General features: G+C 29.0%; 1 protein-coding gene. It reads right to left on the reverse strand.

What is annotated here, in order from left to right:
* On the reverse strand, window positions 1–1,563 hold a 1,563-nt coding region (locus QOR43_RS08540; RefSeq protein WP_283571483.1), incomplete at its 5' end, for a hypothetical protein.

Here is a 1,563-nt window from a genome sequence, read left to right on the forward strand (position 1 = left end):
TTAATAAACAGGCTCTTTTATGCCTGTTTCTTGATTTGGATTTAAAACCTTATGAACATATCTTTCTAAATCTCCTATGGCTTCTCTTCCTTTTATAAAACCCTGTTCATTTACTATCAATTTATATAATTTGTTTAACATTATTGCCCTTTCCTTAGATGGATATAATAGTATAGATATATCTGTATGTAATTTATTTACCATATCATCTTTTATAGAACCATCTTTATTAAAAAATTTATTAATCACCTCATCATTTGTTCTAAACTCGTTTCCTGATTTATTATTTCTTAGATAAAATTCATACTCATAAACATCGCCATATTTTTGATATCTAACTTTATGGTCAGGTATTCCTTTTAAATCTCTTTGACTCCAATGTAACCAGCCATAAAGTATATCTTCTTTGTCAGAAGCTTCAAATTTTCTGGCAAATGCAAATGTTGAATCTGTAGTTGCACCTATTCCACTATGACAGCCCATACAATATAATGTTTCTTCATTTGTTTGTGGTCTTAAATTTCCTTTTTTGTCTTCTATATATCCTGATAAAATCCAGCCAACTCCATTATCTAAACCTTCCTCGTAATTACCACCAAATACATCAACAGATGGAAAGCTACTGACTGATTTAGAAGGATTTCTTTCATCAAGTTCTTTATCTACAATATATTTTAAATCAGAATATGTCATCCAATATATTTTTTTCATATATCTTACTTCTTTCATTCTTGGAGCTAATTTAATACTATTTTTATTTTCATCCCAATCTATATATCTTACAGTATGTAAGAATTCTGTGCCTTCCGGATACAATCCACCGGCAAGATGGATTTTACCTTCTTGGAGTAATTTTTTAGCCAGACCAACATAACTCATAGAATTTTTATCTTTATCCCATGTATACTTTACAGAAGTAGCGATAGATATTTTTCCATCTTTATCTAAATCAATACCTGCTAATTTTTCATCAAGAGGTTCTGTTATTATATCCTTTTGCTTTATTAATGCTTCAACAATAGCAAGATTTATCTTATAAATTTCTTTATTAAATTTGCCATTTTCATCTTTTTGGAAAGCTTCAGGAAGTCTAATAAGAACATCATCAGTAGAACCATTAGTAGGCCAGAAAGTTCCAAGGAATGGATAATATCTAAAAGCCCTCCAACCTGTATATTCTCCTGTTTTTGGGTTTATATCAAACCCTTCATCATCAAAATTAAAATAACAATCAGGTATATATCCTTTCCAATCTTTTGGCAGATTTTGTTTTAAGATTATATTTCCATTTTTATCAATATAATTTGATTGTCTCACATAATTGATAATATCTTCATCAGATATTGATTGTAATTTTTCATTTATATCTTTTCTGAAAAAATTTGAGAAAGGATTATTCAGGGCTATCTCAGGGAAATCATAATTTAATTGTAAATCTGTATCAACAACATAGTTAGGTTCTTTGCCTACAGTATGGCAGGCATAGCAAGGATTATGGATTTGATTGTTTTCATCAATAGTTTGTGTATAACATTGAGGCACTATATATGCAGTTTTGTTATA

Origin of the sequence: Venenivibrio stagnispumantis (assembly GCF_900182795.1) — a bacterium.
GTDB lineage: Bacteria > Aquificota > Aquificia > Aquificales > Hydrogenothermaceae > Venenivibrio > Venenivibrio stagnispumantis.